General features: G+C 61.0%; 24 protein-coding genes. 13 read left to right on the top strand and 11 right to left on the bottom strand.

Going from position 1 to position 26,475, the window contains the following annotated elements; genetic code table 11:
* Window positions 1-85 precede the first annotated feature (85 nt).
* The 3 genes from uvrD (at window position 86) to BM300_RS15925 (ending at window position 4,007) form a co-directional block, all read left to right on the top strand.
* On the top strand, window positions 86-2,269 hold the full coding sequence (gene uvrD, locus BM300_RS15935) for a DNA helicase II (protein ID WP_063323716.1): 2,184 nt from the start codon (window positions 86-88) through the stop codon (window positions 2,267-2,269).
* A gap of 311 nt (window positions 2,270-2,580) precedes the next feature.
* Window positions 2,581-3,459 (top strand): Tim44 domain-containing protein, encoded by an 879-nt coding sequence (locus tag BM300_RS15930; RefSeq protein ID WP_092147647.1) that lies wholly within the window; start codon window positions 2,581-2,583, stop codon window positions 3,457-3,459.
* 140 nt (window positions 3,460-3,599) lie between these two features.
* On the top strand, window positions 3,600-4,007 hold the full coding sequence (locus BM300_RS15925) for an SMI1/KNR4 family protein (protein ID WP_030139083.1): 408 nt from the start codon (window positions 3,600-3,602) through the stop codon (window positions 4,005-4,007).
* A 13-nt stretch (window positions 4,008-4,020) separates the two neighbouring features.
* On the opposite strand, the gene BM300_RS15920 is transcribed toward BM300_RS15925, so the two are convergent.
* Window positions 4,021-5,784: a cation:proton antiporter gene (locus tag BM300_RS15920; RefSeq protein WP_092147644.1), complete on the bottom strand. Its 1,764-nt coding sequence runs from the start codon at window positions 5,782-5,784 to the stop codon at window positions 4,021-4,023.
* A 277-nt stretch (window positions 5,785-6,061) separates the two neighbouring features.
* On the opposite strand from BM300_RS15920, the gene BM300_RS15915 reads away from it, so the two are divergent.
* Window positions 6,062-6,547 (top strand): acyl-CoA thioesterase, encoded by a 486-nt coding sequence (locus tag BM300_RS15915; protein WP_003206993.1) that lies wholly within the window; start codon window positions 6,062-6,064, stop codon window positions 6,545-6,547.
* A 107-nt stretch (window positions 6,548-6,654) separates the two neighbouring features.
* Here BM300_RS15915 and pdxY read toward each other — a convergent pair whose 3' ends face one another.
* Complete coding sequence (gene pdxY / locus BM300_RS15910) at window positions 6,655-7,527, bottom strand: pyridoxal kinase PdxY (protein ID WP_092221187.1); 873 nt, start codon at window positions 7,525-7,527, stop codon at window positions 6,655-6,657.
* 119 nt (window positions 7,528-7,646) lie between these two features.
* Between pdxY and BM300_RS15905 the strand changes: the two genes are divergently transcribed.
* The gene (locus tag BM300_RS15905; RefSeq protein WP_092347339.1) at window positions 7,647-8,069 is read left to right on the top strand and encodes a DUF3301 domain-containing protein; all 423 of its coding nucleotides are present in this window, start codon (window positions 7,647-7,649) and stop codon (window positions 8,067-8,069) included.
* 12 nt (window positions 8,070-8,081) lie between these two features.
* Here the strand turns inward: BM300_RS15905 and BM300_RS15900 are convergent, their stop codons facing one another.
* Window positions 8,082-9,047, bottom strand: a complete 966-nt coding sequence (locus tag BM300_RS15900) for a CobW family GTP-binding protein (protein WP_092347342.1) — start codon at window positions 9,045-9,047, stop codon at window positions 8,082-8,084.
* 27 nt (window positions 9,048-9,074) lie between these two features.
* Between BM300_RS15900 and BM300_RS15895 the strand changes: the two genes are divergently transcribed.
* Window positions 9,075-9,428 (top strand): hypothetical protein, encoded by a 354-nt coding sequence (locus BM300_RS15895; RefSeq protein ID WP_063323710.1) that lies wholly within the window; start codon window positions 9,075-9,077, stop codon window positions 9,426-9,428.
* Here BM300_RS15895 and BM300_RS15890 read toward each other — a convergent pair.
* Window positions 9,425-10,075, bottom strand: coding sequence for a DUF1826 domain-containing protein (locus BM300_RS15890; protein ID WP_092221181.1), 651 nt, complete (start codon window positions 10,073-10,075; stop codon window positions 9,425-9,427). The two genes, BM300_RS15895 and BM300_RS15890, sit on opposite strands and share 4 nt — an antisense overlap.
* On the bottom strand, window positions 10,075-11,283 hold the full coding sequence (zigA, locus tag BM300_RS15885; protein WP_092147629.1) for a zinc metallochaperone GTPase ZigA: 1,209 nt from the start codon (window positions 11,281-11,283) through the stop codon (window positions 10,075-10,077). The genes BM300_RS15890 and zigA overlap by 1 nt, the downstream gene beginning before the upstream one ends.
* A gap of 138 nt (window positions 11,284-11,421) precedes the next feature.
* Here zigA and BM300_RS15880 point away from each other — a divergent pair, with 138 nt between their 5' ends.
* The 5 genes from BM300_RS15880 to BM300_RS15860 all read left to right on the top strand — a co-directional run bounded on the left by BM300_RS15880 (window position 11,422) and on the right by BM300_RS15860 (window position 15,245).
* Entirely contained in the window at window positions 11,422-11,814 is a 393-nt protein-coding gene (locus tag BM300_RS15880) for a glutamine synthetase (protein ID WP_092347345.1), read from the top strand.
* A 116-nt stretch (window positions 11,815-11,930) separates the two neighbouring features.
* Window positions 11,931-12,827 (top strand): GTP cyclohydrolase FolE2, encoded by an 897-nt coding sequence (gene folE2, locus BM300_RS15875; RefSeq protein WP_092347348.1) that lies wholly within the window; start codon window positions 11,931-11,933, stop codon window positions 12,825-12,827.
* On the top strand, window positions 12,824-13,492 hold the full coding sequence (locus BM300_RS15870) for a metal ABC transporter ATP-binding protein (RefSeq protein WP_092347351.1): 669 nt from the start codon (window positions 12,824-12,826) through the stop codon (window positions 13,490-13,492). The genes folE2 and BM300_RS15870 overlap by 4 nt, the downstream gene beginning before the upstream one ends.
* Window positions 13,492-14,358, top strand: coding sequence for a metal ABC transporter permease (locus BM300_RS15865; RefSeq protein WP_003207012.1), 867 nt, complete (start codon window positions 13,492-13,494; stop codon window positions 14,356-14,358). The genes BM300_RS15870 and BM300_RS15865 overlap by 1 nt, the downstream gene beginning before the upstream one ends.
* A gap of 11 nt (window positions 14,359-14,369) precedes the next feature.
* Window positions 14,370-15,245 carry a metal ABC transporter substrate-binding protein gene (locus BM300_RS15860; protein WP_092347354.1) on the top strand — a complete coding sequence of 292 codons (876 nt, stop codon included), beginning with the start codon at window positions 14,370-14,372 and terminating at the stop codon, window positions 15,243-15,245.
* A 125-nt stretch (window positions 15,246-15,370) separates the two neighbouring features.
* Here the strand turns inward: BM300_RS15860 and BM300_RS15855 are convergent, their stop codons facing one another.
* Entirely contained in the window at window positions 15,371-15,892 is a 522-nt protein-coding gene (locus BM300_RS15855) for a DUF3617 domain-containing protein (RefSeq protein WP_092147614.1), read from the bottom strand.
* A gap of 141 nt (window positions 15,893-16,033) precedes the next feature.
* Between BM300_RS15855 and cls the strand changes: the two genes are divergently transcribed.
* Window positions 16,034-17,473 (top strand): cardiolipin synthase, encoded by a 1,440-nt coding sequence (gene cls / locus BM300_RS15850; protein WP_092147611.1) that lies wholly within the window; start codon window positions 16,034-16,036, stop codon window positions 17,471-17,473.
* On the opposite strand, the gene cfaB is transcribed toward cls, so the two are convergent.
* From cfaB to BM300_RS15825, 5 genes are all read right to left on the bottom strand, one after another.
* Window positions 17,470-18,657 carry a C17 cyclopropane fatty acid synthase CfaB gene (gene cfaB / locus BM300_RS15845; protein ID WP_092147608.1) on the bottom strand — a complete coding sequence of 396 codons (1,188 nt, stop codon included), beginning with the start codon at window positions 18,655-18,657 and terminating at the stop codon, window positions 17,470-17,472. The two genes, cls and cfaB, sit on opposite strands and share 4 nt — an antisense overlap.
* Window positions 18,658-18,841: 184 nt before the next feature.
* Complete coding sequence (locus BM300_RS15840) at window positions 18,842-20,761, bottom strand: heavy metal translocating P-type ATPase (protein WP_092463287.1); 1,920 nt, start codon at window positions 20,759-20,761, stop codon at window positions 18,842-18,844.
* Window positions 20,758-21,810: a protease modulator HflK gene (hflK, locus tag BM300_RS15835; protein ID WP_063323700.1), complete on the bottom strand. Its 1,053-nt coding sequence runs from the start codon at window positions 21,808-21,810 to the stop codon at window positions 20,758-20,760. Before hflK ends, BM300_RS15840 begins: the two co-directional genes overlap by 4 nt.
* Window positions 21,807-22,847 (bottom strand): protease modulator HflC, encoded by a 1,041-nt coding sequence (gene hflC / locus BM300_RS15830; RefSeq protein ID WP_092463285.1) that lies wholly within the window; start codon window positions 22,845-22,847, stop codon window positions 21,807-21,809. Before hflC ends, hflK begins: the two co-directional genes overlap by 4 nt.
* Window positions 22,844-24,805, bottom strand: coding sequence for a protease modulator HflK (locus BM300_RS15825; protein WP_092463283.1), 1,962 nt, complete (start codon window positions 24,803-24,805; stop codon window positions 22,844-22,846). Before BM300_RS15825 ends, hflC begins: the two co-directional genes overlap by 4 nt.
* 221 nt (window positions 24,806-25,026) lie before the next feature.
* Here BM300_RS15825 and lpdA point away from each other — a divergent pair, with 221 nt between their 5' ends.
* On the top strand, window positions 25,027-26,427 hold the full coding sequence (gene lpdA / locus BM300_RS15820) for a dihydrolipoyl dehydrogenase (RefSeq protein ID WP_092463281.1): 1,401 nt from the start codon (window positions 25,027-25,029) through the stop codon (window positions 26,425-26,427).
* Window positions 26,428-26,475 lie beyond the last annotated feature (48 nt).

Below are 26,475 nucleotides of genomic sequence, written 5' to 3'. Positions count from 1 at the left end.
CCCACCGGTCATCATCAAGCGGTCTTTTATCGGCTGATGCAAAGCTCGGTTTGCCCGGGATGACGCCGCCCCCTAGAATGCCCCGATGCGCGATGATCTCTCCCTTCTGCTGAACTCCCTCAACGATGCCCAACGTCAGGCCGTAGCTGCCTCCGTGGGTCGTCAGTTGGTCCTGGCCGGTGCCGGCTCCGGTAAAACCCGAGTGCTGGTGCACCGTATCGCCTGGTTGATCCAGGTCGAGAACGCCTCGCCCCATTCGATCCTGTCGGTGACGTTCACCAACAAGGCCGCGGCCGAGATGCGCCATCGCATCGAACAACTGATGGGCATCAACCCTGCCGGCATGTGGGTCGGCACCTTTCACGGCCTGGCACACCGCTTGTTGCGGGCGCATTGGCAGGAGGCCGGGCTGAGCCAGACCTTCCAGATCCTGGACAGCGACGACCAGCAACGTCTGGTCAAGCGGGTAATCCGCGAACTGGGCCTGGACGAGCAGCGCTGGCCGGCCCGCCAGGCCCAATGGTTCATCAACGGCCAGAAAGACGAAGGCCTGCGCCCGCAGCACATCCAGGCCAGCGGCGACTTGTTCCTGGCGACCATGCGCAGCATCTATGAGGCCTACGAGGCGGCGTGCCAGCGTGCCGGGGTGATCGACTTTTCCGAGCTGCTGCTACGGGCGCTGGACCTGTGGCGCGACCACCCAGGCCTGCTAGCCCACTACCAGAAGCGCTTCCGGCATGTACTGGTGGACGAATTCCAGGACACCAATGCCGTGCAATACGCCTGGTTGCGCCTGCTCGCCAAGGGCGGCGACAGCCTGATGGTGGTGGGTGACGATGACCAGTCGATCTACGGCTGGCGCGGTGCCAAGATCGAAAACATTCACCAGTACTCGGCGGACTTCCCGGACGCCGAAGTCATCCGTCTGGAACAGAATTACCGCTCCACCGCCGGCATCCTCAAGGCCGCCAACGCCCTGATCGCCAACAACACAGGGCGTCTGGGCAAGGAATTGTGGACCGATGGCGGCGAAGGCGAAGCGATCAATCTCTACGCCGCCTTCAACGAACACGATGAAGCCCGCTACGTGGTGGAAACCATCGAAAGCGCGCTGAAAACCGGCCTGGCCCGCAGCGACATCGCCATCCTGTACCGTTCCAACGCCCAGTCGCGGGTATTGGAAGAAGCCTTGTTGCGCGAACGGATCCCGTACCGCATCTACGGCGGCCAGCGCTTCTTCGAGCGTGCTGAAATCAAGAACGCCATGGCCTACCTGCGCCTGATCGAAGGACGCGGCAACGACGCGGCCCTGGAACGGGTGATCAACGTGCCAACACGGGGCATCGGTGAAAAAACCGTTGAAGCGATTCGCGATCACGCGCGCCACAGCCACGTGTCCATGTGGGAAGCCATGCACCAACTGGTCGTCAACAAAGGCATGACCGGTCGCGCCGCTGGCGCCCTGAAGGCCTTCATGGACCTGATCGAGGACCTGGCCGCCAAGTGCGGGGAAATGCCGCTGCACTTGATGACCCAGACCGTCATTGAGCAGTCCGGCCTGATCGCCTACCACGAAGCGGAAAAAGGCGAGAAAGGCCAGGCCCGGGTGGAAAACCTTGAGGAACTGGTCAGCGCCGCGCGCAACTTCGAAAGTACCGAAGAAGACAAAGACCTGACACCGCTGTCGGCCTTCCTGGGTCACGCCTCCCTGGAAGCCGGCGACACCCAGGCCGACGAACATGAAGACAGCATCCAGCTGATGACCCTGCACAGCGCCAAAGGCCTGGAATTCCCCTACGTGTTCCTCGTGGGTATGGAAGAAGGCCTGTTCCCCCACAAGATGAGCCTGGAAGAACCGGGACGCCTGGAAGAGGAACGGCGCCTGGCCTACGTCGGTATCACCCGCGCCATGCAGAATCTGGTACTGACTTACGCCGAAACCCGACGTTTGTATGGCAGCGAGACCTACAACAAGGTGTCGCGCTTCGTACGTGAAGTACCGAAGGGCCTGATTCAGGAAGTGCGGCTGTCCAACAGTGTCAGCCGTCCGTTCGGTGGCGGCCAGCAGCAAAGCACCAGCAGCCTGTTCGGCGGCAGCGACATCCCGGAAACCGGCTTCAGCCTCGGCCAGACCGTACGGCATTCGGTATTCGGCGACGGCGTGATCCTCAACTTCGAGGGTGCCGGCGCCCAGGCGCGGGTGCAGGTGAACTTCAGCGAAGGCAGCAAGTGGCTGATGCTGGGGTATGCCAAGCTGGAAGCGATCTAAAGATTTCGTAAGAAGCACCTTGCTGTGGGAGCAAGGCTTGCCCACGAGGCGGTGGCACATTCAACACAGGTGCGTCAGACCGATCGCTATCGCGGGCAAGCCTTGCTCCCACAAGTATTTCTCCCATCCCACATTAGTTTCCGACCGAACTTATTTACTTTTCCTACAGCCCAAATCGAACAAGCCCTCTTGCGCGGTTGAAGCTGAACCTAACCTGTCACGCAAAAGCCCGAAACACTCTGCCGCTAGCCAGCAACACTTCACCTGTGCAACATGGCCCGCGTGCTATCCACAAATGGGAATGCCTTTATATGAAACGTTTTCTTAGCATCGCCATGGCGCTGTGCATTGGCCTGACGATGGCCATCGACGCCAATGCCGCCAAGCGCTTTGGCGGTGGTAAAAGCTCGGGGGCAGCCCCGACTCACCAGACCAGCCAGATGGCGCCGTCCTCTGCCGCCGGCTCTACCGCTGCCACCGCAGGTGCTGCCGGTGCCGCGGGCGCTGCCACCAAGGCAAGCGGTGCTTCGCGCTGGCTCGGCCCCCTGGCCGGCATCGCCGCCGGTGGCCTGCTCGCCTCCATGTTCATGGGCGACGGCTTCCAGGGCATGCAAATCTTCGACATCCTGATCATGGCGGTCATCGCCTTCCTGGTCTTCCGCTTCATTGCCGCTCGTCGTCGCAAGCAGCAGGAGCAATTCGCTCCAGCCGGCCATGCGCCGATGCAGCGTGAGGTGTTCAACCAGCAGCCTGCTGCCAGTGGTTCGATCTTCGGCGGTTCGGCAGCGCCTGCGGCCGCTCGTCCGGTCATCAATGCGCCGGCCTGGTTCAACGAGCAACGCTTCATCGAAGCCGCGCGTAACCACTTCATGGCCCTGCAGCAGCATTGGGACGCGAACGAAATGGACAAGATCTCCGAGTTCGTGACTCCGCAACTACTGGAGTTCCTCAAGCGCGAGCGGACCGAGCTGGGTGATGGCTTCCAGTCCACCTACATCGACAATCTGCACGTGCAGCTGGACGGCGTCGACGATCGCGCCGACAAGACCATCGCCACCCTGACCTTCAGCGGTGTGTCGAAGGATTCTCGCTTCGACAAGGGCGAAGCGTTCAGCGAAAGCTGGAACATGGAACGTGCCCAGGGCGATGACCAGCCTTGGCTGGTGGCCGGTATCCGCCAGAACGGTTGAACCTTTGCCCGTTTTGCATGTTGAAATAAAAGAACCCCGGCTCAGGCCGGGGTTTTCTATTTCGCGGTTGCATCTATAGCGAGCTACTGTATAAACCGCTCCATATAAAACCGCGCCATCGAGAAAGAGGATCCCCGGACGTGGAAGAAATCATCGAACAATTGCGTGAAGCCAACGAGCCCGTACCGGTCCCGCTGGAGTTGCCCGACGAAGACTTGCTGGTAGAGATCGAAGAGCAGCTGTTCATCGATATTCCATTCGTCTTCAGGGAGTTTTTGCTGACCGTCAGCGATGTCGTCTATGGCAGCCTGGAGCCAGTGACCGTCACCGATCCACAATCCCACACCTACCTGCCGGATGTGGCCGCCAATGCCTGGGATGCCGGTGTCGACCGCAGCCTGATCCCGATATGCCAGGACGGCGACGATTACTATTGCGTCGAAGAAGACGGCACTGTGGTGCTGTGGCAGGCCGACGAAGAGCTGATCGCCGAAGAAACCTGGGAATCGGTCTGGCACTGGGCGCGGGACGTCTGGCTGGAAAGCTGAGCCCCATGGCCGGTCAATGCCCGGACGACTCCTTGTGGTTGTCCAGGGTTTCAAGCAAGGCCACCTGCATCCGCGTATGCAGGCGGATGAACCAGCGCCAGAGCAGTGCCGCCACGGCAGTCGCCACCACGGCGATCAGTACGAGCAACTTGTTGGTCGGCAAAATGCTGGCCGACAAGGCTGCCAACAGCAGGAAAATCACCAGCAACGAGAGAATCGGGATCACTTCGGCGATCACCCGACGCACGCGCTGGGTGTGGCGGCCAGCCATCTCCGTCTTCACGCCCATCTCCGCCAGCAGCATCGATAGCGCCTTGAGCTTGCGATAGGCGGCGATCAGGAACGGTAGCGACACCAGCAATGCCCCGCCCCAGATCAATGCCTTGTGCCAGCTCGGGTCGCTGATCCACGCTTGCAGGTAAGCCGATATTCGCTCGGCGAAATAACCGCTCGAGACAAAAATCGCGATGACCAGCGCCAGGTTGACTCCAACCTGCAGCAAAATCCGCCTGATCATCGACGCCATCATCGCTCCTTCGCCGTGGGGCTGGATGCTGCGCAGCCATTCGCCATACATCCCCAGCACACGCGTCAACCGTTGCGGCATGACCGTCGCCAACTTGACGGACAGCGGGTCGGCGGCCCGGATCAGGTACGGCGTCAGCAGTGTGGTCAACACCGAGACGGCGACCGCAACCGGATAGAGGAAATCGCTGGTGACCTGCAGGGTCATCCCCAACGACGCGATGATGAAGGAAAATTCGCCGATCTGCGAAAGGCCCATCCCAACGCGCAGCGAGGTGCGTCCGTCGTTGCCGGCGATAAAGGCACCGAGGCCGCAGGACAACATCTTGCCGAGCACCACTGCACCCGTGATCACCGCAATCGGCCAGGCGTATTGCAGCAAGATCGCCGGGTCGAGCATCAGCCCGATGGCGACGAAGAAGATCGCGCTGAACAGATCGCGCACCGGCTCCACCAGCCGCTCGATTTTCAGCAGTTGCCGGGACTCAGCCATGATCGCACCGATCAGGAACGCCCCGAGCACCATGCTGTATTCCAGCTTCACCACCAGCAGGCAGAAGCCGAAACACAGGCCCAGCACGGTAATCAGCAACATTTCGTTGCTGTCGAACTTCGCCACGTAGGCCAGCACCCTCGGCACCAGCAGAATGCCGATAACCAACGCGACGATCATGAACAACGACAACTTGCCCACGGTGGAAAACACCTCGCCGGAACTCACGGTGCCGCTGACGGCAATGCTCGACAGCAAGGCGATGATGCCAATACCCAGAATGTCCTCGACGATCAACACCCCGAAAATCAGCTGCGCGAAGCGCTCGTTCTTCATTTTCAGGTCGTTGAGGGCCTTGACGATGATGGTGGTGGAGGAAATGGCCAGGATCGCGCCGAGGAACAGCGAGTCCATGGTGCTCCACTCGAACCAGCGGCCGATTTCATAACCGATCCAGATCATCAGCACGATTTCGAGGAACGCCGCGATGAAGGCGGTGGCCCCGACCTTGAACAGTTTGCGCAGACTGAACTCCAGGCCCAGGCAAAACATCAGGAAGATCACCCCGAGCTCGGCCAGGGTCTTGATCGTGTCTGCGTCGTGGATAAAACCGAACGGCGGCGTATGCGGGCCGATGATGAAGCCGGCCACGATGTAGCCCAGTACCACCGGTTGCTTGAAACGATGAAAGAGTACGGTCACCAGTCCCGCAGCCATCATGATGATCGCCAAGTCTTGAATGAAACTGATGGCATGCATGTCGAGGCTCCCTGTTCAAATGACGCACTGCAGAGCTGGAGAAATCCGGTTCCCCTGTAGGAATTGCCCTCACAACGGGCTTTTGAAGGGTAACACCGCGACTTCCGACAAAAAGACAGTGCAATATATGGAAACAGATCCATCGGTGCGTGACGGCAACCACAAGCGCAGCGTCCCGATATCGGTGGTTTTTAAAACCTGGTGACCTGTTGCAGGCCACCCACCAGCACCCGCAGAGGTGCACTCCCGAATTGCTGCCTTGAACCGTGAGTACGTTATGGAACCTGGAAACGCCCAGCTGTCGATGACGGTGTTGATGACCCCCGATATGGCCAACTTCTCTGGCAATGTCCATGGCGGCACCTTGCTCAAATACCTCGACGAAGTCGCTTACGCCTGCGCCAGCCGCTATGCCGGGCGCTACGTGGTGACCCTGTCGGTTGACCAGGTCATCTTTCGTGAGCCGATTCATGTCGGCGAACTGGTGACCTTCCTGGCGTCGGTGAACTACACCGGCAACACGTCGATGGAAGTGGGCATCAAAGTCGTGACCGAAAATATTCGCGAACGCTCGGTGCGCCACACCAACAGTTGCTTCTTCACCATGGTTGCGGTGGATGACCTGCGTAAACCCGCAGCCGTGCCGCCCTTGCAGCCGCAAAACAGCGAAGAAAAACGCCGCTACGAACAAGCCCAGCAACGCCGGCAGATTCGCCAGGAGCTGGAAAAGCGTTATCAGGACATCAAGGCAGACGGGCCTTAACCGACATGTGGGAGCTTGCTCGCGATGGCGATGTCACGGCCAACCTCTATGTTGAATGTGATGCCCTCATCGCGAGCAAGCTCGCTCCCACAAGGGGCTTGCATTGATCAGAGACTGATTGGCACAGCCTCGAACCGCACCCGTGGATGGGCGATCCGGTCCTGGGCACGGACCAGTTCCAGCTCATAGCTGGTGCAGGCCTGGGTTTCCAGCAGCACTTCATGCACCGCCGCCGCGGTGAATTCGAGTGCCGCCACCAGGCTGTCCCCCAATAATATCCGCGCCAGGAACAACCCCGAGGTCAGGTCACCCACACCCACCGGCTGGCGCGGGAAAGCCAGCAGCGGACGGCGCAGGTGCCAATTGCCATCGGCGGTCACCAACAGCATCTCGAAGCTGTTATCCGGCTTGCCAGGGTAGGCCAGGTGCTTGACCAGCACCGCCTTCGGCCCACGGGCCAGCAACGCCCGGGCCATGGCCAGGCAGTCGAGCAAAGACTGCGCCTTGCGTCCCGAAAAACTGTCCAGCTCCAGTTGGTTCGGGCACATGAGGTCCGCCACGGCAGCGGCTTCTTCCAGGAGAAATTCACTCACCTCGGGCGCCACGATACAGCCCTTCTCTGGATGCCCCATAACCGGGTCACACAGGTACAGCGCCTTCGGATTGGCGGCCTTGATCCGCGCCACGCCCGTCAGAATCGCCCGCCCCTGAGCCGCGCTGCCCAGGTAACCGGACAACACCGCATCGCAATGCCCCAGCTCACCGATAGCGGCAATGCCTTCTACCAATGCCGGTATCTGCTCCGGCGCCAGCACCTCACCGGTCCATTGGCCGTACTGGGTGTGATTGGAAAACTGCACGGTATTGAGCGGCCAGACGTTCACGCCGACCCGCTGCATCGGAAACACCGCGGCGCTATTGCCAGCGTGACCGAACACCACGTGGGACTGAATGGCAAGCAGATGAGGCGTACGTTTCATGCGGGAAGTTTCCGTAAAACGATTGAAATTCAAGCCGCGCAGTATGCGACTAAACGCAGCCTGTACGACAGACCGGCGAGGCAGTTAAGCTGACAGCAACTTGTTGGAGCACTTCGTTCATGCTGACCCTTGGAAACATCTTCGTGCTGATGCTGCTGGCTACCGGCGGCGCCTGGCTGTGGCACAACCATGGCTTGCGCGAACGGGCGTTGGCGAGGGTCATGCAGCATTGCACCAACCTCAAGATCGAACTGCTGGACGGCAACGTGGCGCTGAAAAAAATCGGCTTCATGAAGGACGCCAATGGTCGGCGACGCCTGGCTCGCGTCTACACCTTCGAGTTCACCGTCACCGGAGAAAGCCGCCATTCGGGCACCATCACCCAATTTGGTGCCCACAGCGCACACATAGAGCTGGCACCCTACCCGATGCCCTTTGAAGAAACACCGCCAACGCCCATCGAACCGGTCCAGACCAGGCCCAGGGCTGAAGTTATCGAATTGAGCCAGTGGCGCCAGGAACACAACAAGTGGAAGCCTTGAAACAGCGTTGACTCAGCGACACCGACAGTTCGCCAGCTCGGCCTGCAGGCGATCGACGTCTTGCACCTGATCGAAAATCAGCTCGATCCGAGAATCCTGGCGCCACTCGCTGGTTTGCCAACCCGACACCGCCCCTTCCAGCGCATTGGCTGAAATCCAACCGTCGACGCTGTGGATAACCATTTTCGCCCGTTTCCAGTCTTGGCCTTGTAGCCATCGCGTCAATGCCGCTGCGTCGAATTGCTGGCTGGGATGCCAGCGCCAACCAATACTCCAACCACCGTCCTGCTGCTGATACAAGCAGATCGGCAGCGTCGGGTCGGACCAAATGGCCGGCATCTGGCCCAAGCGCTTTGGTAGATTCAAGTTATCCACAGCCCCACTGCCCCGAGCCGCAAGGCCTGGCAATCGATCGATCGGCAACGCAGCCTGTTGCGTCCAGTACAACGCACGCCCTGGCAGCTGCGCCGTCAGCCATTCACGATCGGCTTGTGTGAGGGACTCGGACTTGTTCAGCACCAGCAGTCCGGCAGCCGCCAGGGTTTGTTGCTGCGCGTCGGGCAAAGGCTTGCCGTCCGCCATCGCCCGGGCATCCAGCACCAGCACACAGGGTTGCACCGCCAGCACGCCGAGCCATGGCGCTTCACTCAGTTGTCGCATCAACTGTGCCGGATGCCCCAGGCCCGAGGGTTCGATGAATAGCCGATCCGGCCGGGCCTTGCGCAGCAAACGCCCAAGACCGATCTGAAACGGCGCACCGTTGACACAGCACAAGCAGCCGCCGGCCACTTCGCCCAGTGCGATACCATCGCCAGCCTGGGTCAGCAACGCGGCATCCAGGCCGATCTGGCCAAACTCATTGATCAGCACCGCCCAGCGCTCATTGGCCGGGCGCTGCGCCAGCAGATGCCTGATCAGGCTGGTCTTGCCGGCGCCCAAGGGACCGGCGATGACATGGGTGGGAATGTGCTGCAACATAATCGACGACTTTCGATGGAGGTGAATATGCGAATGATCGGCTGGTTATTACTGGCACTGACTTCCAACCAGGCACTGGCCCAGGCCTGTGTGGTGCACAGTCAGGCGGAACGGCTGGATGTGAAGGTCTGCCAGCAGAACCGCAACATCCCGCAGAAGCTGTTTGCCGATGGTTTCTGCCAGCCAAACCTTGCCGGCCAGAAAGTCGAGGTGCAATACGTCGATCAATGCCCTGGCGGCGCGTTCGGCATCTGCAGCAACGCCCAGGTCGCCAATATGCCTTACCGCCAGGATATTCACTATTACGGCGTGGCGACCGATGCCGCGTACCTGCAGCCATTTTGCGAAGGGCAAAGCCAAGGCACCTGGCTCAAGCCTTAAGCCAGCCAATCCAGCGTTAGAATCAATCGACGCTCTCCCGGCGCCGGCTCCGGTGATCGATGAATCAGGCCAAGGCCTTCGTTACCGCGCCATTTTTCGCCTTTAAGCAAACCCACATCACCGCAACGAAACTGCTGGATCACGCGTGGGTCACTGGGCTCAGCCTCAGGCTCGGCAAGTCGTCGACGGTCCATGACACCTTCCTCGAGCCACTGGCTGCCGACACCCGCATAGGTGGTCAGCAGCCGCACCGGTACGTGGTCAACGTGGAAGCGTGGGCACATCGCCTTGTCCAACGTGCGCAGGCGCAGGCCGACACGTTGGGCACCCAATAGGCAGGCAAATGCACTGACGAGCCAGGAGACATCGGCGATAAAGCCTTCATAGCCTTGCAGGTCGCTGAAACCTGCAGCCAGGCCCTGCAACGCCGGCTGCGAGTCTTCCTCCGGCAACTCAAGCACGCGTGATTCGGCCAAGGACTGGTCCATCGCCAACACCATGACCGCAAAATCGCTGATGTGCGCAGGAAGCTGACGCTGCCAGACCGCCAGGTTGGTGCCGTCGTCCAGGATCTGCGTGAATACCCCTGGCGTATCACCTTGGACCTGTCGTGCCTGCGTAGCCTTTTTCAGACTGGGCGCCAGCATCACGCCGCGACCTCGTCATGCCACGGGCCGAACGGATCCGGCAACAGCCGCCAGTTTTCGACCCCGAGGGCCATTTCCGCATCGGTGAGCAGGCAAGCGTCCAGTTCAGCGGCGAGTTGGCCAAAATCAATGTCCTGACCAATGAAGACCAGCTCCTGACGGCAATCGCCTGTGGCGGCCAGCCAGTTCTTCATGATCACCGCTGTGCTCTCTTCATCCTGCGGCCATTGGTTTTTCGGCACGAACCGCCACCAACGCCCGGCGAAGCCATGTCGCATCAAGCCGCCAGCCTGGGACCAGCTGCCCGCTTCTTCAGGTTTGCTGGCCAGCCAGAAGAACCCCTTGGAGCGCAGGAGTTTACCATTGGGCCACGGACGGTCGATAAAATTGAAGAACCGCTCGGGATGAAATGGCCGGCGTGCTCGGTAGGCGGTCGAGGCGATGCCATATTCCTCGGTTTCTGGCACGTGCTCGCCACGCAGTTCCTGTAGCCAGCCAGGTGCCTGGGCGGCGCGTTCGAAGTCGAACAGGCCTGTGTCGAGGATTCTGCCCAATGGCACCTGCCCCATGACCATCGGAATGATCTGCGCCTGGGCGTTGAGACGCTGCAGAATCGCAGTCAACTCTTCCCGCTCATGCTGACTGATCAGGTCGATCTTGCTGATCAGAATCACGTCGGCGAACTCGATTTGTTCGATCAGCAGGTCTGTGATTGAGCGCTCATCCTCCTCACCCAGGGTTTCGCCCCGTGACGCCAGGCTTTCGGCAGCCTGGTAATCCAACAGGAAATTCACCCCATCGACCACCGTGACCAGGGTGTCGAGTCGCGCCACATCGGCCAGGCTTCGGCCTTCTTCATCACGAAACGTGAAGGTTTCCGCCACTGGCAACGGTTCGGAAATACCGGTGGATTCGATCAGCAGGTAATCGAAACGCCCTTCCCTGGCGAGTTGCCCGACTTCTTTGAGCAAGTCCTCGCGCAACGTGCAGCAGATGCAGCCGTTGCTCATTTCCACCAGTTTTTCTTCGGAACGACTCAGGGTGACATCTCGCTGGACTTCGCTGCCATCGATGTTGATCTCGCTCATATCGTTGACGATCACCGCAACTCGTAGATTGTCGCGATTACGCAAAACGTGGTTGAGCAGTGTGCTTTTACCGGCACCGAGGAATCCGGAAAGCACGGTTACGGGAAGACGATTGGGCATCAGGTATATCCTCATCGGGCGGCCGCTTCGACTACGGCTCGTTTCCAGGTCTGACCAGGTTCAGGGGTCGCGTTTATGTTATAGTATAACAACACAATTCAACCACCCCGCCGTCCCGCATTGGTTGGAGATCATTCCATGCGCAGTCATCTGAAATTCGTATTGGCAAGCCCGTTGTTGCTGTGGATGTTAAGCGCTTCGGCACAAACCCCGCTCCTGGCGAACTGCACCCGCAGTGCGAATCTGCTGGCGTGCGCGGACATTCAGGGCAATGCCTACAGCGTCGCAACGGCGGGAAGCACAATTTATTTGCGGGGATTTGAAGCCGCCAGTCGTCGTTATTGGGCGCAAACAACCAGCCGTTACGGTCAGCTCACCTTCTTTACTGGTTTGGCATCGGATGGAGAAAGTTGGGTCGGATACAGCCGGCGTGTGGGCTGGACGACGCTCAATCGTTTCTCGAGCTCTGGTGGTAGTGCGGGTGCATTTGTATGCGGACGTATGAACGGCTGCCAGGATTCATCGCGCTGATGTTTCACGTGGAACGTGAACGTTTGGGGAAATGAAAATCCCTTCATGGAAAAGGCTTTTTTAAATTAGACGTTATACTATAACATCTAATTTTGAACCTTCGATGGACCTTGACCATGAACGCGTTAACCCTGCCCGACATCGCTGCGCAGGCTTCACGTCAAGCCCTACCCCTTGATTGGGTGGGTATGTGTGGCATCGCAACACCGGTGTTGATTGACGGCCAGCGGCTGAGCGCAATGGCCGACGCAGGTGTCAGCCTTGACGACGGTGAGGCGCGCGGCATTCACATGTCACGCTTATACCTGACGCTGGAACTGCTCGAAGAGACTGCGCTTTCGCCAGCGTTATTGCGCCGAATCCTTCAGCAATTTCTCGACAGCCACGAAGGCTTGTCCCACGCGGCGTCGCTCAGTGTGCATACCGATCTGCTGCTCAAGCGTCCGGCACTCATCAGCCCGCTGATGGGTTGGAAACGTTACCCCGTGAGCATCGAAGCCCACCTGAAAAACGCAATGTTCCACGTGGAACTGAACATCCAGATTCCCTATTCCTCCACCTGCCCTTGTTCGGCCGCACTTGCCCGGCAATTGATCCAACAGCAATTCGTCGACGACTTCGCTAACAAGAAGCTTGAACACGCCGAGATCCTGGCCTGGCTAGGTTCATCGAACGGTATTGTTGCCACCCCTCATAGCCAACGCAGTACGGCGTTCCTGAGTTTGCGCCTGAACGCCGATGCCGACGATTTGCCGCTGCAGTCTTTCATCAACGAAGCCGAAGCAGCCCTCGGCACCGCTGTGCAAACCGCCGTCAAGCGCGCCGATGAGCAGGCCTTCGCCCTGGCCAACGGCCAAAACCTGATGTTCTGCGAAGACGCCGCGCGGCGATTAAGCATCGCCCTGAGTCGGTCACTCGACATTGTTGCTCTGAATGTACGCGTCGTTCATGCCGAAAGCCTGCACGCCCATGACGCCGTGGCGCAAAGCCGCTGGACCCGGGAGGCATCATGATCAACTGCCAAGCGCTACGCTGGGGCGCCCCCGGACAACCTCTCACACCGCCGCTCACGATGCAGCGACCGGCAGGCAGTCTTACCGCCATCATCGGAGCCAACGGCTCGGGCAAAAGCAGCCTGTTGAAAGTGCTCGCGGGGATGCAAAAACCGCTCTCCGGCAAAGTCACCTTGGATGTTCCACGCCGTGGTGGAGTTTCGTTCATGCCGCAGCAGCAACATCTGGATCGGCAATTTCCCATCAGTTTGCAAGCGTTGGTGGCGGCCGGTTCCTGGGGTAATCGACACACGCCAGCGAAGCGAAGGCAATTGCTCCAGACCGTGCTGGCCGACTGGGCGCTGACCGGACTCGAACATCGTCCGCTAATGGCGTTGTCTGGAGGCGAGTTGCAACGCGCCCTGCTCGCTCGCCTCAGCCTGGCCGAAGCGCCACTGCTATTGCTCGACGAACCCCACGCCGCCCTCGACGAACAGGGCCAGGCGCTGCTGTGGAAACACCTCCATCACTGGCATGCCCAGGGCCGAACCGTCGTGGTGGTGTGCCATGACCTGGCAGCGGTCCGCCAACATATCCCCCATACGCTGCTGATCAGCAACACCGGCTGCGTGCTGGGCGGCAGCGTCGACTTGATCGCTCAACAACCCCACACGTGGGTGGCCTGATGCTTGCGGCCACTCATCTCTGGCAACCGTTTCAAGAGTTTGTCTTCATGCGTCGGGCCTTGCTTGGCGGCCTGGTGCTGGCATGCAGCACGGCGCCGTTGGGTGTGTTCCTGATTCTTCGGCGCATGAGCCTGATTGGTGATGCCGTGGCGCACGGCATTCTGCCTGGCGCCGCCCTGGGTTTCTGGTTCGCCGGGCTGAGCCTGCCAGCCTTGACCATCGGCGGCCTGGGCGCGGGCCTGAGCATGGCCGGGCTCGCCGCCTGGATTACCCGGCGTACCGGCCTAAGGGAAGACGCCAGCCTCGCGGCGATTTATCCCATTTCCCTGGCGGCCGGCGTGTTAATCCTCGGCATGGCCGGTAAACGCCTGGACTTGCTTCATTTGCTGTTCGGCTCGGCATTGGCGGTAGATGGCCCGACACTCACCGGCATGCTGTGGGTTTCTGGAGCCAGCCTGTTGGCGATGGCGTTGATTTATCGACCGTTGCTGCTCGATACGCTGGACCCGCTGTTCCTGCAAACCGTCAGTCGTCTCGGCCCGTTGGCCCATGGCGTGTTCCTGACCCTGGTGGTGTTGAACCTGGTGATCGGCTTCCAGGCCATCGGTGCGCTGATGGTGGTAGGCCTTATGATGCTGCCGGCCGCCGCGTCGCGATTCTGGAGCCGTCGCCTGCCACTGCTGATGCTGATCGCGGCGCTGCTCGGTTGCCTCTCGGTGTGGCTTGGCCTGTTGTTGTCCTTCTACTACTCACTGCCCAGCGGGCCGTCCATCGTACTGGTGGCGGGCGCGTTATATCTGCTGTCGGTGGTATTCGGGCCGGTGCACGGTTTGCTGCGCCGCCCGCCTTTGCTCACATCCCAATGAGGTGTTTCCCGATGCGCGCTCTGCTCGTGCTATTCAGTCTGATGCTGTCCATGTCCCTGTCCGCCGCCGAAAAGCTTCAGGTGGTGACGAGCTTCAGCATCCTCGCCGACATGACCCGACAGGTCGGCGGTGAGCATATCCACATCACCAACATGGTCGGGCCGGACGCCGATGCACACACCTACGAACCCACGCCAGACGACGCCAAGGCATTGCTCAAGGCAAAACTGATCATCAAGAACGGACTGGGCTTCGAGCCATGGTTGGATCGCCTGGTGACCAGTACTGAAACCACAGCCCCGGTGGTCAGCGCCAGTCGCGGCGTCATCCCGCGCTCACTGGATGAGGATGGCGAGACCATCCCCGACCCGCACGCGTGGCACAACCTGGCGAATGCCGAGTTGTATGTCAGCAACATCACCAAGGCATTGGAAGCAGCCGACCCGGCCAACAAGGCCGACTACGAACGCAACAGCCAGGCGTACCTGAAGAAAATCTACGCCCTGCTCGCCGAAGCCAAGGCCAAGCTCGGTGCATTGCCTGCCGGCAATCGCAAGATCGTGACCTCCCACGACGCATTCGGTTACCTGGGCCAGGCCTATGGCATCGAGTTCATGGCGCCCCAGGGTTTATCCACAGAGCGTGAACCGTCGGCGGCAGAAGTCGCGGCACTGATTACCCAGATCCGTCAGGCGAAGGTCAAAGCGGTGTTCATGGAAAACATCAAGGACGCACGCCTGCTCAAGCAGATCGCCGACGAGAGCGGCGCGCACATCGGTGGTACGCTGTACTCCGATGCACTCGCGACCAGTGGACCGGCCAGCACCTTTACTGGTCTTTTCGAATACAACCTCAATACGTTGTATGAGGCGCTGAGTCGGCCTTGAGAGCATTCGTGGGAGCAAGGCTTTGCCGCGATGAACGGTGACGCGCTTGGCGACTCACCGAATTGCCTGCATCGCGAGCAAGCTTGGCTTCCACAGGCTCACCAAGCGATCCCTTCAAATAAGCTTCAAGCCCTCGGCTTGACCGTCCCGCAATCCTGCCCCAGCCACACTGCACGCGTGTCGAGGCTACCGTTCTGCTGGATGCCGGTGGCATTGAACGTGCCGTTGACCTTGGTGGTGAATTCACGATCGCTCTGGAACGTCGCGACGCCGTTCCCCTGGGCTTTCGGGCAACTGAAGCGAAACTTCCACTGATTGCCGGTACGCTCGGTGATCTGCTGCTTGCAACCCGATTGCGGGTCTTGCAGCGGAATGTCATTGGTTTGCACCTGCGCCGGGGTCAGGCAGACGCGGATGCCTTTACCGCCCATGGTAATGCCCTGCTTTTCCAGCATCGCCCGTTGCTCCGGAGTCATCTGGTTCTGCACCTGGCCCAGGATCAGTTGCAAGTCCGGAAGGTTCTGGTTATCGACCTTCATGTTACTGGTAGTCAGCTCCCATAACCCCGGCTGGAGCATCTGCGCCTGAGCCGCCATCGGAACCGACAACCCCATCACCAAGGCCACACCCAGCAGACGAACATTCATTGCATAAACTCCAGAGGACAAGTGGCCGTTAGACGCCGCCCTCAGCCTTCGGTTCAGGCCCGGGACGAGTGAATTAAATAGCGACATTCGCCATGGAACATGGTCTGTTAAGCATTGAAACTTCCGGAGCAAGAATGCCCCATGGATTATTTCGGCCCGCATGTTTTCGGTTACCTGATCGCGCTGCTCCACACCCTGGGCTTCATTGCCGCCGTCCACGCCGTATTGACGGTGCGCACGGCCCAAGGCTCGATTGCCTGGGCCCTGTCGCTGCTGTTTATTCCCTACCTGACGTTGATCCCTTACCTGGTTTTCGGGCGCAGCACTTTTGATGGCTACATCAAGGCGCGCCGACAAGCCAACGAAGAGATGCGCAAGGCGATCTCCGAGCTGAACTGGCGGCCGTGGGTTGAAGAGGCTTTGACCGCCCGTGCCTCCCAGGCCTACGATTCGTTACGGGCCATGCCCAAGCTGGGGCGCACACCGTGCCTGGCGAACAATCAGGTGCGTTTGCTCGTCAATGGGCAGGCCACGTTCGAGGCAATCTTCCAGGCCATCGATAACGCGCGGCAGGCCGTGCTGATTCAATTTTTCATCATCCACGACGACCACCTCGGCCTGCGCCTGCAGACACTGCTTCTGAAAAAAGCCGCCGAAGGCGTGGCGGTGTATCTGCTTTATGACCGCATTGGCAGCCACTCCCTGCCCCACCGCTACGTCCAGGCGTTGCGCGACGGTGGCGTCCACGTGAAAGCCTTCGCCACCCGCAGCGGCTGGCTCAATCGGTTCCAGGTCAACTTTCGCAACCACCGCAAGATCGTGGCGGTGGATGGCGTTCTAGGCTTCGTTGGCGGGCACAACGTGGGCGATGAATACATGGGCGAAAAGCCGCCCCTGGCGCCTTGGCGCGACACCCATGTCGAAGTCTGCGGCCCGGTGGTGGGGAGTATGCAAGAGTCGTTTGCCGAGGACTGGTTCTGGGCGGCCCGTTCGCTGCCACCGCTGATCCTGCCAGACACCTACCCGGACGACGGAGTGCTCTGCCAGTTGCTGACCAGCGGCCCGGCCGATGCCTACGAAACCTGTTCGCTGTTTTTCGTCGAGGCTATCCATGCGGCCAGCGAGCGAGTCTGGATCACAACGCCTTACTTCATCCCCGACGAAGCGGTGTTCGCGGCCTTGCGCCTAGCGGTGCTGCGTGGGGTGGACGTGCGCATCCTGCTACCCTCGCGGCCAGACCACAAGATCGTCTACGCCGCGTCCAGCCTGTATGCGTTTGAGGCGGTGCGGGCCGGTGTACGGATGTTCCGTTACGCGCCGGGCTTCCTGCATCAGAAAGTGGTGCTGATCGACCGTGAAATCAGCGCCATCGGCAGTGCGAACCTGGACAACCGTTCGTTCCGCTTGAATTTCGAAGTCATGCTGCTCACGGTGGATATTCCGTTCGCCACCGAGGTCGAGCAGATGCTTGAGCAGGACTTCGCCCAAGCCGTGGAAATCGACAAACAGGAAAGCCGGGAGACCCACCGCCTGCAAAAGATCGGCATGCGGATCGCCCGGCTTATTTCCCCGATTCTCTAAGGGGTGTAGATGTCGTCGCGGGTCCAGGGCAACTCATGGCTACCGTCGGCGTGGGCCTTCACCGCCAGGATCTGGTGCAGATTGATCCAACCCTTGGCGAATGCGTAGGCGCAGCCGGCCAGGTACAGACGCCAGATCCGCAACGCCTGTTCCGGCACTTCCTTCGCGGCGGCCTCGAGATTGTCCTCCAGGCGTTCACTCCAATGATCGAGGGTGCGCGCGTAATGCAGGCGCAGGCTTTCCACGTCGACGATCTCCAGCCCCGCTTCGCTGATCTCGGCAGAGATCATCGACAGGTGCGGCAACTCGCCGTTGGGGAATACATACTTCTCGATGAATTCACCGGCACCACGACCGACCGGACGACCGTCGGTGTGCTTGGCGGTGATGCCATGGTTCATCACCAACCCACCCTCACGCACCGCGCCGAACAGCGTTTTGCAGTACTGCTCGAGGTTAGCGTGGCCAACATGCTCGAACATACCGACGCTGACCACTTTGTCGAAACGACCGTCCTGAGGCAGGTCGCGGTAATCCAGCAATTGCAACTCGACCGAATCCTCCAGGCCTTCTGCCTTGACCCGCTCCCGCGCCAGTGCCAGCTGCGCCTTGCTCAGGGTAATCCCGAAGACTTTGGCACCGAACTCGCGTGCCGCGTAACGGGCCAGGCCGCCCCACCCACAACCGACATCCAGCAGGTAGTCACCCGGCTGTAATCGCAGCTTGCGGCACAAGTGGCGGAATTTGGCTTGCTGGGCCTGTTCGAGGCTTTCACTGCCCGTCTCGAAATAGGCACAGGAATAGGCCATGTCACTGTCGAGCCATAGCTGATAGAACGCGTTGGAAAGATCGTAGTGATAGGAGATCGCCTTGGCGTCGGTTTCCTTGTCGTGGAGCGATCGCACCGGCGGATTGTCGACGTCATCCTCGACCAAGGCCTGGCTCAATTCATCGCAGACACGAATGACTTCGTGAATCGAACCTTCGAGTTCCAGTTTGCCTTCGACGAATGCCGCTCCTAGCGCATCCAGGCTCGGATGGGTGAATTGCGCGACCATTTGTGGGTCCTTGACCACGATCGTGACACTGGGGTCGTCGCCCAGTGAAAACTCATGGCCATCCCAGAGCCGCAACCGAAGCGGTAGATGTAGATTCTGTAAGGCCGGTGGAAGTTGCGCGAGCATGAATAATCCCCCCTTGTTTCAGACGTCTGAAATGAGGGTAGACCATCATAGAAAAATAGCAGGCTATCGAATTTATAGCCTTTCTCTATCACTGTCCCAAATTCACTCCTTGTGCCGGGTAACGCCAGTATGGGTACGCCCTCTCCAACAGAGACTGCAAGGGTGACGCACAGTTCGCCAAGGGTTATCCAACGGCTCCCTTCGCTTGGATTTTCAGGAGCGGCTCCTGGAATCGCAGCAATCGCCCCGCATTACCTAACACTAGCAGGGTACTGAGATTATGCAGCAGCGCGGCGATCATCGCCCCCGCCGCACCGAGCCAGCCGAAGGCGGCAAAGGCGACGATTGCCAGTGTCCAGCCCAAGCCAATGATCACGTTGACCTGCAACGTGCGCCTGCATTGGCGGCTCAATCGCACGCAGGTGCCGAGGCGGCGCAAGTCGCTGCCGATCAGCACGATGTCTGCCGACGCCAGTGCGATGTCTGCACCGCCTGCGCCCATTGCGACACCCACCACTCCGGCCTTGAGCGCCAGGGAATCGTTGATGCCATCGCCCACCACCATGGGGCGGAACCCATGGTCGATTTCGGCCATGACCCGTTTGAGTTTGTCTTCAGGGAGGGCCTGGGCTTGCAGGTCGCCGATGCCGACATCCCGGGCCAGGGTCGTGGCCACGCTCTGGCGGTCGCCGGTCAGTAGCAACTGACGTCCCAGGCCCAGCTCGCGCAGCTCGGCCATGGCAACCCGCGCCTCCGGCTTGACGCTGTCGGCCAGCAACAGCCAGGCGAGGAACTGCCCGTCCAGGGCCAGGCCGGCAATCGGGCCGTCATGTTCCGGGACCGCTGACGTTTGAATGCCCAGTTGTGCAAACAACTCCGGTCGCCCCAGCGCCGCTTCGCCCTGGACGGTCATCGCGACCACCCCCAACCCCTGGCGTTCATGAATGTCCGTCAGCGCCAGGCTGTCTTCCTGCTCCGCCAGCCCTGCCAACGCCCGACTGACCGGATGACTGCTGGCCGAACCGAGGCTGGCAGCCAAAGGCAACAGCAACGATGAGGGAGCATCCTGGGCATGTTCGATGGATTGCAGGCGCAGGACGCCGTAGGTCAAAGTACCGGTCTTATCGACAACCAACGACGTCAGGTCCGCCAGTTCTTCCAGGAAAGCCGAGCTGCGGATCAGGATCCCGTGGCGCGCCGCCACCGCGATCCCGGCAATGGCGGTGGCCGGCGCCGAAAGCACCAACGCACAAGGACAAGCGGCGACCAATACCGCCAGCATCGCCTGGGCATCGTTGGTCACGAACCAGGTCACCGCCGCCAGCAGCAACACCAGCACCAGGTAACTGCCGGCGTAGCGTTCCAGCAAGCGAGTGATGGGTGGCTTGGAGCGTTCGGCGTTTTGCATCAGGGCGATGACTTTGCCCAGGGTTGATTCTTCGCCGGTCCGGGTCACTTCCAGGCGCAGCAGGCCATCCAGATTGATCGCGCCACCAAAGACTTCTGTGCCGACCACAGCCTCCAACGGCACCGACTCACCCGTGATGGGCGCGGTGTCGAGGCTGGCCTGGCCGGATAACACCCGACCATCGGCCGGCACTCGATCGCCAGCGCGCACCTCCACGACATCGCCGGGCTGGAGTGTCGCGTTGTCGACGTCGATGATCGAACCGTCGGCCTGCACCTTGCGACCTTGGCTGCGGGTCAGTTGGCCAAGGGCATGGATCGCCTCCTGAGAGCCAATGACGCTGCGCTCTTCCAGCACATGCCCGAAGATCATGATGATCGGCAACAACGCCGCCGTCAGCAGGTCGCCAGTGGCCCAGGCACCGAGCATCGCCAGGGCGATGAGTTGGTCGGTAATCCCGTGCAGGCTTGGGTAACGCAAGCTGTACCAGGCCGAACGCATCACCGGCACCGCCACCAATAGCGAGGCGAACCCCAATAGCAGTTGGCTGACACCGCTCTGCTCTGGCGACCAGCCGCGCCATACCAGCCCCAATGCGAGCAAGCCGAGGGCAAGCATCGCCAAGGTCAGTTGCCTGGCGGCGATGCGTTGTTCCGTCGAGGACAACATTGGTGCGGCGCTGGTTTGGGCGGTCATTGTCCGGCTCCCTGGATGATCAGACGGGCATCGTCTTTCGGGTCGACCGTCGTCACTGAACCGGCCTGGCGAAGGATGGCAGGCATGCGTTCGCGATACAGGCGCAGCAGCATTTGCGGATCGCTGCCTTGGGTCTTCGCCAAGCCCAGCACCGTGGCCGTGTCGGCCGAAGCCTTGGCGAGTCGTTCGCTGGCCTGGGCATGGGCAACTTGCACGGCACGGTCGGCGTCTTGGCGAGCGGACTGGGAGAGCTTTTCGGCTTCTGTGCGCGCGTTGGCCACGGCTTTATCGGCCTGCTGGCCGGCCGTCAGCACCGCGTTGAAGGCACTCACCGCCGGCCCCGGCAAACTCGATTGCACATCGACCCGCACCACTTCGATGCCCAACCCCTGCCCCGTCGCCGCCAGGTCAGCCAGGCGCCGGTTAAGCCCCTGCACCAGATCGCCACGCAAGCGTTCGCGGCGTTCGGCCGCCTGGTTGTCGCTGCCCATCAGTTCGGGGCGAGCCACCAGAATGGTGTCCAAGTCCCGGGCTGCGGTCAGGGCCACGGCACTGCGGGTCGCCAATCGGTCCAGTGCCGGCAGGACATGTTCACCTTGCAAGACGAAGGCGTAAGGGTCGGTGACTTTGTAGAACACCCGCACATCGAGTTGCACCACGCCGGCATCACCGGTCAATAAATAACCAGAGCCGGCCAAAGCATCGCTAACCGGCGTGGCGAAACTGGCCACACGATCAGCCTGCAGGGCCGCATCCGAGCGCAGCAGATTCTCCACCCGCCGCTCAAGCACCCGATCCGCAGCGGGCAGCAAGACGACTTGTTCCACAGGACGAGGCCACGCCAACAAAAGACCGGCATTCTGGATGCGATCCAAGGCGCCAAAGTGCAGCACCACCGCGCGATTCTGCGGATCAATCTGCCGCACGTTGGAAAAGACCCAGGCCAACGCCGCCAACACCGTGACGGCGTAAAGCGCAAGAAATGCCAGGCGTCCGGCCTGGATCCACGGGCTGGATAACTCGTTTGTTCCACGTGGAACCAAACTCATGGTTGTGTTCCACCTTTGCCGTCCACGGAAACCGGACCGTCCACCAGGACACGGAATGGTGCCGCATCGGTGCGCAAAATCAGCTTCGTCCCTGGGCTGACAATGGTGCCCAAGGTGTCCAACGAACGGAGCAGATTGTAGAGCTGCGGGGAGCCGGCGTATGCCCGACCATAGATCTCAGCGGCTTCTACTCGCGACTGCGCTTCGATATCCGCGGCTTTCACCGTGGCATCGGCTTGCAAGACTCGCGCATCACGTTCTGCGGCGGAGCGAATCTGCGCCGCTTCGCGCTTGCCGATGGCGGTGCGTTCGGTGGCGATGGTTTCACGCTCGGCGCGCATGCGATCCACCGTCGCCGTCAGCGTCACCGAGGGCAAGGTCAGGCGCTCAACGCCGACTTGCAACACGCGCACGCCATAAGTGGTGAGCAACTGCTGATCAATCTGCTGACGCAGCTGAGCTTCGAAATCGGCGATGCGCACCTGGCTGGCATCGGTGTTAACCAGGTTCGCCAGGTCAAAACTGGCGGCGGTGGTTTCCAGCGCCGAGCCGACGAAGGTGCGGATCTGCCGTGCGGCTTCGTCCGGTTGGTTCTGCACCGCGCGCATGAAACGCTGCACGTTTTCCGGGTCACCCTGCACCTGCCACGCCACGTAGGCCTGGACGATGATCCGCAGTCCATCACGAGTGCCAACATCCTGCAAACCGCTGGACGTAGTGCGCAACCGCAGGTCCACCGGAATCGCCGCCTCGAACGGTGCCGGCCAGCGCCAACCCAAGCCAGGTTGCAGCAGCACCCGCGCCGGATTGCCGAAACGGGTGATGACCGTGGCCTCCCCCGAGCGCACTTGCACCAGGCTTGCGGCCGCGACGGCAAACGCCACCAGCAACGCTGCCCAACCCATGCGCCGCCACGGGAACGGACCGGCCTGCTGCGGATCGCCATGATGGTGGTGATGATGACCATGTTGATGACCAGCATGGCCGTGATCGTGACCAGCGTGGTCGTGGTGATCGTGTGAAGAGGACGGGCTCAATGGGCAGCTCCTGGCGGGACAGGGTTACGCGGCGACGCAGGGTCTGCCGGCAGCGTGAAGGTACGCAAGTCGATGGTCGGCGCGTTGCCGCTGCCGCCCAGGCGATGATCGAGAATCAGCAACCGGGCATTGGCGAGGCCCTGGCTGAGTTGGCCCAGGTAATGCTCCAGCACAAAAGCGTGTCCCGCGGTGGCGTAGGCTTTGCGGTCGGCACTAAAACTCAGGTCGGCGGCCTGGGCGGTTGCGTTGATTTCCCGGGCGGTGGCCGTGGCTTGGTCATGGGCGACGCTGGCTTGCAACTGTGCCTGGTTGGTCTGTTCGGCCGCCGCGCCGCGCTCTCGGGCGATCAATGCCTGCGCGCCGATCTGCGCCGCCTGCACGCCGTGGTAGGCATTGGCCGCACCAGCCGGTGGATGAATCGCCTCCACAACGGTCGCCAGGATTTCCACACCGCTATCGAGCGATTGCAAATCAGCCTGGACGGCGCGACCGATTTCATCGGCGAGGCTGACACGGTCAGCACCCAGCAAACCATCCAGCGTGCGCGATGCAAACTCATGCACCAGGATGCGGCTGGCGGTGCTGCGGATCAGCGTCGGCACATCGGCGCTGTTGTAGGTCGCCGCCAAGGCCGCGGCGTCCGTCAGGCCGATGCGGTAGACAAAGCGCACGTCCATGTTGACGATCTGGAAGCTCTGCTGGTCGGCACGACGACTGGCAATGACCTGGGACTTGTCATTCACATGGCTGGCGTCCCACAACCGATTGGCGATTGCCGGCGCCGGTCCCTCCGCCGGTTCAGCCTCGACCATTGCTCGATTCTCCGCGACGCTGGTCGCCAGTTCATGCACAACGCCATTCTCGACGTTGAGCACCCTGCCCCACGGCCAAGGCAACGCGACATGCAAGCCCGGGCCGAACACCTCTACCGGTTTGCCAAAGCGCTCATAGATGCCACGCCCCTGCAGCGGCACTTCGTGCACGCCAGTCAACAACCAGCCCACCAGCACCACCAGCGCCACCACCGGCAAAAAAGCCCGGCGCATGTAGCTGAAGGCCCAGATCTGGCGCAAGTCGATGCCAAAACGGTTGTGCAGTTCATGTTGCAAGGCCAGCAACGGTTGCGGCGGCCAGCGCAGCAGATCGGCGATCACACTGCGGCCCAAGAGCGTCGGTTCCAGGGCGTCCCGGCGCGGAATGAATAACGACAGCACAGCCCGCAGCAAAAACTCGGCCGCCACCACGCCCGGCAACAGCCCCATCAGCACGGCCAGGCGCAGCGGCCAGATGGACGTTTCTGCGACGAACAACAAACACAAAGCGCCGAGCACCAGCACGATGATCGCCACCCGCGTCAGTTGCGCCAGCGGCGGCGCTTCCGGCCACTCACCGGGAGATTGCTGGGCCAATTGCCGCTCGAACACTAATAGCCCGAATGCCAACAACAACGACAACACCGCCCCCACACTGGCGGGGACACCAAGGGCGGCAGCCGGCAGTTGCAAATTCCAGGCTTGCTCCAGGCCCAGCAATACCAGCAATGACCAACCGGCCAGCCACAACGCAGGCGCACCGATCAGTTTCAGCAGACCGACCCCGCGTGCGCCGATTCGCTCCAGCAGCCGCTCATACCAACCCAGGTTATCAACAGGCTCGTTTTCCACAGGCGGGTTATCCACAGCTGGCAGCAGCGCCCTGCTACGCCATTGCGTCACCCACCAGGCCGATTGCAAACCCGCTACCAACACCAAGAGTCCCGCACCTTGGCTGACCAGCAGAACCGGCCACAGCGATTGCGGCGAAAACACCCCGATAAAAAATGCCAGTACCAGCCCCAAACCCGCCACGCTTCCCAGGGCGAAGGCGATCTGCTTCAAGCGGCGCCCTTGGAACGACGCCTGCTGAAAACGCGGCCATTCGGCCACCTGTGCCCCTTCGACATCAAGATCGACTTGCATACCACCCCAACACTCGTGGCGATCAAAATCCGGCCCGTGGACAAATGCCCACTGAGGCTGCGTTATATGCCGTTACCTTATAACGATTCCTGTGAAATTTCCGTTTTGAATTCTTCATGACAAGGCCAACGCAGGCCTCTTGACTTAAGCCTTGACCGAAATCTGCGGAAACGCTCATATTACGAGCATAATTTTCTATCAGGCCAAGCAGGAGAGCAGCGATGAGCAACTACGACGTGATCATTCTGGGCGGCGGACCCGGCGGGTATAACGCGGCGATTCGGGCCGGGCAGTTGGGGTTGAAAGCCGCCTGTGTCGAAGGCCGAGCCACCCTGGGCGGCACGTGCCTGAATGTCGGCTGCATGCCCTCCAAGGCCTTGCTGCATGCCTCGGAACTGTACGAAGCCGCCACGGGAGCGGAATTCGCCAACCTGGGCATTGAAGTCAGCCCCACCCTCAACCTTGCGCAGATGATGAAGCAGAAAGACGAAAGCGTGGCCGGCCTGACCAAGGGCATCGAGTTTCTGTTTCGCAAGAACAAGGTCGACTGGATCAAAGGCTGGGGCCACATCGACGGGCCCGGCAAGGTGATCGTTACCGGCGACGATGGCGCCAAGACCGAACTCAGCGCCAAGGACATCGTCATCGCCACGGGCTCGGAACCTATGCCGCTGCCAGGCGTGCCAATCGACAACCAGCGCATCCTCGACTCCACCGGCGCCTTGTCCCTGGGTGAGGTGCCCCGGCATCTGGTGGTGATCGGCGCTGGCGTCATTGGCCTCGAGCTGGGCTCGGTCTGGCGGCGCCTGGGTGCCCAGGTGACCGTGGTGGAATACCTCGATCGCATCTGCCCGGGCGTGGACGGCGAGGCCGGCAAGACCTTGCAGCGGGCCTTGGCTAAACAAGGTATCCAGTTCAAGTTGAGTTCGAAGGTCACCGGCGCCACGACCTCGGCCAGCGGCGTGCAATTGCAGATCGAACCGGCAGCGGGCGGCGAAGCACAGTCCCTGGATGCCGATTACGTGCTGGTCGCCATCGGTCGTCGGCCTTACACGCAAGGACTGGGGCTGGAGAACGTCGGGCTGAGCCCTGACCAGCGCGGCATGCTCGCCAACCAGAATCACCGGACCGAAGCGCCCGGCGTCTGGGTCATCGGTGATGTGACGTCCGGACCGATGCTGGCCCACAAGGCCGAAGACGAAGCCATGGCCTGCATCGAACAGATCGCCGGCAAGGCCGCCGAGGTCAACTATGCGCTGATTCCCAGCGTCATCTACACCCGTCCGGAACTGGCCAGCGTCGGCAAGACCGAGGAACAACTCAAGGCCGAAGGCCGTGCCTACAAGGTCGGCAAGTTCCCCTTCACCGCCAACAGCCGAGCCAAGATCAACCATGAGACCGAAGGGTTCGCCAAGGTCCTGGCCGATGAACGCACCGATGAGATCCTTGGCGTGCACCTGGTAGGCCCGAGCGTCAGTGAGATGATCGGTGAATACTGCGTGGCCATGGAGTTCAGCGCCTCAGCCGAGGACATCGCCCTGACCTGCCACCCACACCCTACCCGCTCGGAGGCTTTGCGCCAGGCGGCCATGAATGTGGAGGGGATGGCGACACAGATGTAGGAACAACGCAAAGCGGGAATGAACACCTGTGGCGAGGGAGCTTGCTCC

Origin of the sequence: Pseudomonas sp. NFACC46-3 (assembly GCF_900114515.1) — a bacterium.
GTDB lineage: Bacteria > Pseudomonadota > Gammaproteobacteria > Pseudomonadales > Pseudomonadaceae > Aquipseudomonas > Aquipseudomonas fluorescens_Q.
The sequence above is the reverse complement of the archived record's forward strand: the minus strand, read 5'-3'. Positions and strand labels throughout refer to the sequence as shown.